The organism is Myxococcus vastator (assembly GCF_010894475.1).
GTDB lineage: Bacteria > Myxococcota > Myxococcia > Myxococcales > Myxococcaceae > Myxococcus > Myxococcus vastator.
In genome coordinates this window covers 1-7,321 of the sequence record NZ_JAAIYB010000424.1, presented here as the reverse complement: position 1 = coordinate 7,321, position 7,321 = coordinate 1, and the positions used below count along the sequence as shown (strand labels likewise).

Sequence of the window (7,321 nt, the reverse complement as noted above, 5' to 3'; positions counted from 1 at the left end):
CCCATGGACATCTCCCCCTCCACCAGGTCCGAGCTGCGCAGGCGCACCACGTCCTGCGTCTCCCGCAGGTGCTGCTCCAGCCAGCGCAAATCGGACGTCTCCGCGGGGCGCACGCGCAAGTCGCTCCGAGGCGGCGGCAACGCGGCGTCCACCGGGAGCCGGCACGGCGTGAAGGCGTGCAGGCAGCTCAAGCCCGGGCGCTCCAACCGGCTGGCGATGGCGCCGTAGATTCGCGACGTCCAACGGTTGCGGCAGCGCCACAGCGCGCGCAGGTACTCCACGTCCTCCAGGCTCTCCGCGTAGTCGGCCGCGAGCGCCACCAATTCCTGGGAGATGGATTCGTGCCGGTGGTAGCCCGGCCGGACCACCAGGTGCTGCGACAGCCAGGTGCGCGAGTAGATGCGCAGCCCGGAGATGTGGCCGTAGAGCCGGCCCTCGCGCTGATAGACGATGGCCTTGGACAGGCCGTGGATGCCGTTGCCCAGCCGCTGGTGCGCGTCCACCAGCGGCTCGGGCGTCGCCGTCTCGTGGAAGGGGTAGTCGGGAAAGCGGACGTCCGCGGCGCGGAACAAATCCCACACGTCGGAGAAGGGCAGCTCGGAGGCATCCCGCGCATCGGGACACCGCGCCTTGATGAAGGCGTCCAGGATGGCCGCGCGGGCCTCCGGCGCCAGCTCCAGGATGCGCAGGCCGCAGCGGCGCGGGCGGCTCATGCTGGCGCCCTCCTCCGTCACCGTGAGCTGCCCGGTGTCCTGCACCTGCGCGCGGCAGCGCGAGCGCGTGCCGTCCGGCAGCTGCAGCATCACGTCATCCAGCACCAGCCCCGGCGGGAAGGCCTCCCGGCCCGCGTCGAAGGGAAAGGCGAAGCCGCCGGTGTGCAGGTCCAACAGCGGGCGGACGATGGCCTCCCCCGTCAGCGGCGAATGGAAGGACACCGCGAAGGGCCGCTCCGCGGAGGAGCGGAAGCGCAGGCTGTTGCGGCGGTGGTGCAGGCTCAGCGTGCGCGGCAGGGCCACCTCCACCTGGTTCGGCTCCGAGGCCAGCACCGCCGTGGTGCCCACGTGACACACGCCGCCGAAGTCCAGGCACAGCCGCACCACATCGCCCGGATGGAAGAGCGTGCCCGGCTGCGACTGCTCGCTCAACACCAGACGGGACTCCTCCGGCAGCACCTCCGCGCGGGAGAAGTCCACCAGCCGGTTGCCTTCGTGCGTGCGCAGCCCGAAGCCCACCCCCGCGCGCACGGCGCGGCGCAGCAGCCCGCGGATGCGCACGGAGTCGTTGAGCAGCGGCGCGGCGGAGGAGCGCGCGTGCTCCATGGGGCGCTCCAGCGACACGCCCAGGTGGAAGCCCTGGCCTTCGTGCGCGCGCAGCGGGCGCACCATGCGCACCGTGGCGTGGCCGGCGCGCAGCACCAGCGTGTCGCCGCGCAGCACCTGGAGCCCTTCCAGCTCCGTGCCTGGCGTGAGCCGCTCGATGCGCACGCTGGACTCCAGGCGCAGGCCCAGCCCCCCCGTGGCCACGTCGAGCAGCCGCGCGCGGAACGTCGTGCCATCCGCCGTGAAGCAGGCCTCCAGGACGCCGTGCGGCTCGCGGCGCTCGGACTCACGCAGCTCCAGCAGCTCCTGGACGGCGCGGCGCAGCGCCGGGGTGGGGTCATCCTCCAGCGTGAAGAACATGTGCCCCGCGGCGGCCACGTCCACCAGGCTGTGGTGGGCCTGCGCGTTGTCCCTGGGACAGAGCACCGCGCGGATGGAGCGCGGCGTGTAGCGCTCCAGGTCCTTCAACAACCGGGGAAAGATGTCTGGGTGCGTCAGCACCAGCGCGGGGGCGGCTTTCGAGAGGAATTCGACCGCCTCCTGCCGGTTGGAAGCTTCGAGCACTTCGTAGCCATCCAACAAGGCGCGGAGCCGTCCACGACGCTCCACCTCCGGATGCACGACCAGCACTGCGCGCGTCGTCACGGTCATATGTCCTCCTCCACCGGGTCAGAGCCGCCTGCTCCCGGATGAACCACTTCACGGGTCGGAATGTGACCGCCAGCCGCCACCGCCCCGCCGGACCTTCCGACGGCGCCCCCTCACATTCCCCCCGTGGTTCGAAGTTCCCAGATGCAATGGCCGAACCGCATGCGCGGCGTCCGGCCCGGCTCACCATCTTACCGGACCTCATGGGGAAGGGAGTGCCCCAGCATGAGGACAGGGCGGATGTTGGAAAAGGGCCGCCCGCTTGATTCACGGCCACCCGGGCGTGAGCAAAGTGGGGCAAACCGCACCCTGGCCGGCACTTCCAGTCCCGGTTAAATGTGGGACTCGGGAGGTGCCATGGGCGCCGAAGTCGACTACGCGAAGGAAATCCAGGAGTTCAAGCGTTCCATGAACGCAGTCATCCTGGCGCACTATTACCAGGAGAGCGAAGTCCAGGACCTCGCGGACTTCGTGGGAGACAGCCTGGCGCTGGCGCAGGCCGCGGCGCGCACGAAGGCAGACGTCATTGTCTTCTGTGGCGTCCACTTCATGGCGGAGACGGCGAAAATCCTCAATCCGTCCCGGCAGGTGCTGCTGCCGGACCTCAAGGCGGGCTGCTCGCTGTCGGACCGGTGCCCGCCGGGGGCCTTCAAGGCGTTCAAGGACAAACACCCGGACGCCTTCGTGGTGAGCTACGTCAACAGCTCCGCCGCGGTGAAGGCCATGAGCGACGTCATCTGCACGTCGTCCAACGCGGTGAAAATCGTGAACCAGGTGCCGAAGGACCGGCAGATTCTCTTCGCGCCGGACCAGCACCTGGGCCGCTACGTGATGAAGCAGACGGGCCGCGACATGGTGCTGTGGCCGGGCAGCTGCATCGTCCACGAAATCTTCAGCGAGAAGAAGCTGGTGCAGCTGAAGGTGGAGTACCCGGAGGCGGAAGTGGTGGCCCACCCCGAGTGTGAGCAGGCGGTGCTGCGCCACGCGGACTTCATTGGCTCCACCAAGGCGATTCTGGATTACGCGGTGCGTAGCCCGAAGCGACAGTTCATCGTGGTGACGGAGGCGGGCATCATCCACCAGATGAAGCGGGCCGCGCCGGACAAGACGTTCATCCCCGCGCCGCCGGACAACGGCTGCGCGTGCAACGAGTGCCCGTACATGCGGCTGAACACGCTGGAGAAGCTCTGGCGGTGCATGAAGGAGCGCACGCCCGAGCTGACCATGCCCGAGGACCTGCGCGAGGGTGCTCGCGCGCCGCTGCAACGCATGCTGGACTGGTCTCAGTAGTCAGTCCGCGGAGAACCCGCGGCAGCGGACATTTGCCAACTCGCGTCTTGCACCCCACGAAGCACAATGCGATGGAGCCACCGTGGCCTTCCGATTCCTCGCAGTCCCCGCGCACCGGCTGGTGAACTTCCCCCAGGCGTTGCCGGACGATGAGCGCCTCGAGCCGGAGCTGCCTCCGGTCCATGAGGCGGTGGAGCGTGCGCTCACCGGCGCTGAGTTCCGAGACATGCGCGCCAAGGACAGGCTGCGCACCCTGCTCCAGGGGGACCGACCCCCGTCGCTGGGCGCGCCCGAGACGGGCTACGGCCCGTCCGCCGTCTTCGCGCAACCTCCCCAGGACCTCCCGGCGCTGCTGCGGCTGGCGGACGAGCTGGAGAACCTGGCGCGCCGCGAGGCAGGTGAGCGCGCCCTGGTGTGGAAGTGCGGAGACTGCGGCGCCCGGTACGCGGTGCCGGTGGCCCTGGTGCGTCAGGTGTCCATCCGCTGCGAGCGCTGCGGCACGCCGGTGGAGCTGGCGGCCACGCGTAGCCTGGGCGAGGAGTCCCTCATCGACCCGTTCCTGGGCGCGGTGAATCACAGCCGCCGGGAGCTGGCCGCCTTCTTCCGCGAGGCCATGGCCCGCGGCTGGCCGGTGCTGGTGGCCGAGGACAAGCGCGTGCCACGCACGCAGCCCTCGGCCTGACGGCGTCCGGCGGAAAACAGATGCTCGCGCCGCACGGGGGACAGTAGCCTTGCCGGCCCCATGCGGCGCGCGCTCGTTCCTCTCCTGCGGTGTCCCCGGTGCCGGCGTGGCGCCCTCCAGCCGGAGGTGGACGCCCCGGTCCTCTTCTTCGGTCCGCTGCGCTGTCAGACATGCGGCGCCAGCCACCCGGTGGCCGAGGGCGTCGCCGACCTGGTGGTGGACCCCGCCGCGTCCGGCCCGCTGCAGCGCGGCATGGAGCAGCGTTGGGTGGCGCGCTCCTATGAGCGCTACATGCGCCCCGTGCTCCAGCGCGCCCTCACCCGCCAGCCGCTGGATGGCGACAGCGAGTTCGTCCTCTACCGCAGCCTCCTGGGCACACCCGAAGGCCCCGTGCTGGACGTGGGCTGCGGCACGGGGCAGCTCGCGCGGCGGCTGGCGCATGAGCCCGACGCGCCGCCCGTGGCCGCGCTCGACGTGTCCCGCGCCATGCTGGAAGAAGGCGTGGCCCAGGTGCGCGAGGCCGGCGTCGCCGTGGACTTCCTGCGCGCCGAAGCCCCCTACCTCCCCTTCCAGGACGGGGTGCTGGGCGCGGTGTTGATGAGTGACGCGCTGCCCTTCGTCGCGGACCTGCCTCGGATGATGATGGAGGTCCACCGCGTGCTGCGGCCCGGAGGCCGCTGGGTGGCCAGCACCTACGCGTCGCCGGGAGCGCCCCGGGCGCTGCTCCACCGCGGCGTGGGCCTGCATTCTCGGGGAGAGGCCGAATTGCGCCGGGAGGCCGCGGCGGCGGGCTTCGTGCGCTTCGAGCGCGTGGCCCTGCCGTCGCTGCTGGTGGTGAAGGCGGAGAAGGGCTCCGCCCAGACGCCTAGATGAAGATGCCCGCGGACGCGTCGTAGCGCGCCTCGTCCAGCTTCAGGTTCGCGGGCTGGCCGCGCAGCGCGTCCATCACCCGCCGCTTCGGCTTCTTGCACTTGCCGCAGTCGCACGAGCCCTTCTTGCACGTGCAGTCCGCCTTGCTGCCGCACTGGCACCTGGCGGCCATGAGCGAGTCCAGCACCTCCAACGGGCGCTCCACGCCGCGGGAGGAGGGCTCGGCGTCCGACGGCGTGGCCTTCGCTGCCGCCGCTTCCGGGGCAGGACGCCGGTGGGCCTCGCAGGCCTCCGCCGCGCCCGGTGCCAGGAGCAGGCCGCTCGCCATCAGCCCTCCGGCCACCCACGTTCCGATGCGCGTCATGGTGCTCTCCTCGGGGCGCTCCAGGCACCCCTGCTCGACTGGCGCCTATACCGCAGCCCTCCCTGACTGCCAAGGCCGACAGCCATACCTTTGTCTACCTGGGGAACAGGCGCTGGCCGGGCGGCACGAGCGGCTCGCCGTGCAGGGAGGCGCCGCGTACAGTCCGCGCCTTCCGTGACGCCCCGACACTCCCGCCTCGTCCATGCCGCCGCGCTCGTCCTGGGGGTGCTCCCCCTGTGGGTGTCGCGCCACCTGCCCCTGGTGGACCTGCCCCAGCACCTGTACCTCATCTCCGTCCTGCACCGGCTGGATGACCCCACCACGCTGTACCCGCAGCTGTTCGCCGCGCGTCACGCGCTGACGCCGTACCTGGGCTACTACTACCTGGTCAGCGGCCTCAACTGGCTGCTGCCGCTGGAGCTGGCCAACCGCGTCTTCCTCTCCGCCTACGTGGTGGGGCTGCCGCTCAGCCTCGGCTTCCTGCTGCGCAGCCTGGGCCGGCCCGCCTGGCCCGCCCTGCTGGCGCTGCCCTTCGCCTACGGCGACAGCTTCAACTGGGGCTTCATCAACTACTGCGCCGCGCTGCCGCTGACGCTGCTGTGCTGCGGCCTCTTCGTGCGCGCGCTGGAGGACCCGGCTCGCCGCCGGACGTGGGGCAGCGGGCTGGCGGTGTGCCTGGTGGCGGTGCTCCTGTTCCACGTGCAGGCCTTCGGCTTCCTCGCCTTCGGGCTGCCCTTGCTGCTGCTCACCACGCGCGTGCCCGAGGACGCACAAGCCCGTGGGCTCGCCGCGCGGCTGCGGCCTCGCGTGCCCGCGCTGCTGGGGGTGGTGCCCGGCGTCGCGCTGTTCCTCGGCTGGGTGGTGCTGCGCTTCGGCGAGCCCGCGGACATCCAGCCCGGGGTGCCCTGGAAGGCGTGGGGCCCCACCTTCTCTCCGCAGAACCTGGCGTGGAAGGGCTTCGAGCAGAACCGCGCCGAGCTCCTCCAGGTGCTCGCCAACACCTTCCGGGATGGCTCGGACCGGTGGGTGCTGTACGCCGTGGGCGCGGTGGCGGTGGCGGGCTGGGCCGCGGGGCTGCTGCGGCCAGCGCGCGCCAACACGCAGGGCCTGGTGGCGCGCTCGCGGCTGATGGGGCTGGGGCTGCTGGCCCTGGCGCTCTACTTCCTGCTGCCCTTCGACATCCGCGGCTACGTCTACTACCTCAACACGCGCTACGCGCACCTGGCCGCCGCGCTCCTGGTGGCCACCGTCCCAGCGGCCATCCCCGCGTGGCGGAGGCCCCTGCGCGTCGCCGCCCTGGCGTGCGCGGGGGTGCTGGCCTTCGTCATGGCGCGCGGCTACCGCGCCTTCTCCCGGGAGGCGCAGGCCGAATGGGGGCCGCTGGTGGCCGCCACCGCCCCGCGCCCACGTGTCATGGGGTTGATGTTCGACCCGGGCTCCCGGGTGGTGCGACAGCCCGTCTTCATCCACAGCGCGGCGGTGCTGGCCCGGGCGCGCGGCGGCGTGCCCAACTTCACCTTCGCGTCCACGCCGCACTCCCCGCTGCGCTACACCGGCGAGGAGCCCCCCACCTTCCCCTCCGAGTGGCGGCCGCAGCAGCTGGACTACGAGCGGCAGGGCGTCTGGTACGACCACTTCCTCGTGCGCGGCGCGCCACCGTCGCGAGTGTTCGGTCCGCGGCTCCAGTCCGAGCTGGCCGTGGTGGCGGAGCCAGGCAAGAGCGCGCTGGTGCGCCGGCGCTGAGTCCTCCGTCGCACCTGGCACTGTGACCTGGTGGGCGCAATGCCCACGCGGGGCATGCCCCGGGACAGGCGCCGTGCAGTAGAAGGTCCGGTATGCGTTCTTCCTCTTCGGACCCTCGCTCCCTGCTGGACGCCCTGCGCGCCGGCGCGCCGCTGCCCGCCTTCCCCGCCGAAGCGGTGGAGTCCGCCCGCGCCCTGGTGCGCGACGTGTCCCAGGCCGCCCTCGCCAGCGTGGAGGCGCTTCCGGAGCCGCTGGCCCTGGCCGCGCTCGAAGCCGCCGTGTCGGACGGGCACACCGCCCTGCCGGAGGCCCTGTCGTCCTCGGCCGTGAAGCCCCTGGCCAAGGCCGCGAAGAAGGCGCTGTACCAGCTCCGCTCACGAGGCGTCGCCGTGGCCGGGCCCGCGC

Annotated in this window: 6 protein-coding genes and 1 pseudogene; 5 read left to right on the top strand and 2 right to left on the bottom strand. The window is 71.7% G+C overall.

The annotated features are described in order from the left end of the window. Window positions 1-1,970 (bottom strand): hypothetical protein (locus G4D87_RS30290; protein ID WP_163786178.1); only part of this gene is annotated, 1,970 nt, incomplete at its 3' end. A gap of 354 nt (window positions 1,971-2,324) precedes the next feature. On the opposite strand from G4D87_RS30290, the gene nadA reads away from it, so the two are divergent. From nadA to G4D87_RS30275, 3 genes are all read left to right on the top strand, one after another. After that, the gene (gene nadA, locus G4D87_RS30285; RefSeq protein ID WP_163786177.1) at window positions 2,325-3,257 is read left to right on the top strand and encodes a quinolinate synthase NadA; all 933 of its coding nucleotides are present in this window, start codon (window positions 2,325-2,327) and stop codon (window positions 3,255-3,257) included. An 82-nt stretch (window positions 3,258-3,339) separates the two neighbouring features. Continuing rightward, entirely contained in the window at window positions 3,340-3,939 is a 600-nt protein-coding gene (locus G4D87_RS30280; protein WP_163786176.1) for a zinc ribbon domain-containing protein, read from the top strand. Window positions 3,940-3,999: 60 nt separating this feature from the next. Further along, complete coding sequence (locus G4D87_RS30275) at window positions 4,000-4,812, top strand: class I SAM-dependent methyltransferase (RefSeq protein WP_240358730.1); 813 nt, start codon at window positions 4,000-4,002, stop codon at window positions 4,810-4,812. On the opposite strand, the gene G4D87_RS30270 is transcribed toward G4D87_RS30275, so the two are convergent. Beyond that, the gene (locus G4D87_RS30270; RefSeq protein ID WP_163786175.1) at window positions 4,805-5,173 is read right to left on the bottom strand and encodes a metallothionein; all 369 of its coding nucleotides are present in this window, start codon (window positions 5,171-5,173) and stop codon (window positions 4,805-4,807) included. The two genes, G4D87_RS30275 and G4D87_RS30270, sit on opposite strands and share 8 nt — an antisense overlap. Before the next feature lie 174 nt (window positions 5,174-5,347). On the opposite strand from G4D87_RS30270, the gene G4D87_RS30265 reads away from it, so the two are divergent. Together G4D87_RS30265 and G4D87_RS30260 are read left to right on the top strand one after the other, a co-directional pair. Continuing rightward, complete coding sequence (locus G4D87_RS30265) at window positions 5,348-6,916, top strand: hypothetical protein (RefSeq protein ID WP_205507772.1); 1,569 nt, start codon at window positions 5,348-5,350, stop codon at window positions 6,914-6,916. 92 nt (window positions 6,917-7,008) lie between these two features. Beyond that, window positions 7,009-7,321, top strand: a pseudogene (locus G4D87_RS30260) (hypothetical protein); the annotation flags it as partial.

Bases quoted from the DNA above. Each gene is read 5' to 3' on its own strand.
- G4D87_RS30275 (WP_240358730.1), top strand. From the start codon at position 4,000: ATGCGGCGCGCGCTCGTTCCTCTCCTGCGGTGTCCCCGGTGCCGGCGT.
- nadA (WP_163786177.1), top strand. From the start codon at position 2,325: ATGGGCGCCGAAGTCGACTACGCGAAGGAAATCCAGGAGTTCAAGCGT.
- G4D87_RS30270 (WP_163786175.1), bottom strand. From the start codon at position 5,173: ATGACGCGCATCGGAACGTGGGTGGCCGGAGGGCTGATGGCGAGCGGC.